Source organism: Moorella mulderi DSM 14980 (assembly GCF_001594015.1).
Lineage (GTDB): Bacteria > Bacillota > DSM-521 > Neomoorellales > Neomoorellaceae > Neomoorella > Neomoorella mulderi.
In genome coordinates this window covers 1-824 of sequence record NZ_LTBC01000052.1, presented here as the reverse complement: position 1 = coordinate 824, position 824 = coordinate 1, and the positions used below count along the sequence as shown (strand labels likewise).

Annotated in this window: 1 rRNA gene; it reads right to left on the bottom strand. The window is 55.3% G+C overall.

Going from position 1 to position 824, the window contains the following annotated elements:
• Nucleotides 1-770: ribosomal RNA gene (locus MOMUL_RS15205) — 23S ribosomal RNA — on the bottom strand; the annotation flags it as partial.
• Between the last annotated feature and the right edge of the window lie 54 nt (nt 771-824).

Sequence of the window (824 nt, the reverse complement as noted above, 5' to 3'; positions counted from 1 at the left end):
TCTTCCCCTTAACCTCGCTCGTTAACGTAACTCGCCGGCCCGTTCTACAAAAAGTACGCCATCACCCAGCACTCAATGGAACCTTTGACCACTCAATGTCGCTCTTGAACTATTTCCCGCAACTTTCGTGTTCAAAAGCTCCATTGAGTGCTGGGCTCTGACTGCTTGTGGGCATACGGTTTCAGGTTCTATTTCACTCCCCTCCCGGGGTGCTTTTCACCTTTCCCTCACGGTACTAGTGCACTATCGGTCGCTAAGGAGTATTTAGCCTTGGAAGGTGGTCCTCCCGGATTCCCACGGGATTCCACGTGCCCCGTGGTACTTGGGATCCTTCCCGAAGACTCCGGCCGTTTCGGATACGGGGCTTTTACCCCCTATGGCCGGACTTTCCAGTCCTGTTCTCCTACGGCCTTCGCCTTCGTGGAGTATCTGCAACTACTCCCGGAAGTCCCGCTACCCCTTATGCACAACGGTTGCAGCCTTCTCCATGCATAAGGTTTGGGCTCTTCCCTCTTCGCTCGCCGCTACTGGGGGAATCGCGTTTGCTTTCTTTTCCTCGGGGTACTAAGATGTTTCAGTTCCCCCGGTTCGCCCCCTGTACCTATGGATTCAGTACAGGGTACCTGGATATTACTCCAGGTGGGTTGCCCCATTCGGGTATCCCCGGATCCCAGCCTGCTTGCGGCTCCCCGGGGCTTTTCGCAGCTTACCACGCCCTTCTTCGCCTCTTAGCGCCTAGGCATCCACCGTACGCCCTTACTAGCTTGACCATTTCCCGCGTAGGTGGGTCCGTCTTCCTCGCTGTGCAGTTTTCAAAGAACAAT